This is a genomic window from Bradyrhizobium pachyrhizi, from assembly GCF_001189245.1.
Classification (GTDB): Bacteria; Pseudomonadota; Alphaproteobacteria; order Rhizobiales; family Xanthobacteraceae; genus Bradyrhizobium; species Bradyrhizobium pachyrhizi.
In genome coordinates this window covers 1-234 of sequence record NZ_LFIQ01000004.1, presented here as the reverse complement: position 1 = coordinate 234, position 234 = coordinate 1, and the positions used below count along the sequence as shown (strand labels likewise).

General features: G+C 72.2%; 1 protein-coding gene. It reads left to right on the top strand.

Annotated features, from left to right (window positions below):
- On the top strand, window positions 1-234 hold a 234-nt coding region (locus AKL29_RS00075), incomplete at both ends, for an acyl-CoA dehydrogenase C-terminal domain-containing protein (RefSeq protein WP_193395172.1).

Here is a 234-nt window from a genome sequence, read left to right as displayed (position 1 = left end):
CGCCTCGGCGCCGAACGAGGCACTGGCCGGCGCAACGCCCTATCTGCGGCTGTTCGCCGCAACGGCCGGTGGCTGCATGCTCGCCGGCGAGGCGCTGGCCGCCAAGGCGAACGGCGAAGCCGAGCCGCAGCGCTATGTCGCGCTGGCGCGCTTCTTCGCCGAGAACATCGCCGTACAGGCGCCGTCGCTGGAAAAGACCGTGACCGAAAGCGCCGAGGCGGTGACCGGCGCGGA